At 71.8% G+C, this 238-nt stretch carries 1 protein-coding gene; it reads right to left on the bottom strand.

Annotation, left to right across the window (positions count from 1 at the left end):
* On the bottom strand, window positions 1-238 hold a 238-nt coding region (locus B2284_RS01000; protein WP_286697083.1), incomplete at both ends, for a GAF domain-containing protein.

Genomic DNA, 238 nt, shown 5'->3' with positions numbered 1-238 from the left:
CCGCGGCCGACGCGAGCGCCTCGAGCACCCGTTCGTCGCGGGCGGAGAACTCCTCGGCGTCGCGCTTGTTCGTCAGGTAGATGTTGCCGTAGACCTGCCCGCGGATGACGACGGGGCAGCCGAGGAACGACGACATCGGCGGGTGGTGCTCGGGAAAGCCGACGCTCGCCTCGTGCGCGGCGATGTCGGGCACGCGCAGCGTGTGCGGGTGGGCGATGATCGCGCCGAGGACGCCCTC

Origin of the sequence: Dermacoccus sp. UBA1591, from assembly GCF_002322065.1 — a bacterium.
Lineage (GTDB): Bacteria > Actinomycetota > Actinomycetes > Actinomycetales > Dermatophilaceae > Dermacoccus > Dermacoccus nishinomiyaensis.
The sequence above is the reverse complement of the archived record's forward strand: the minus strand, read 5'-3'. Positions and strand labels throughout refer to the sequence as shown.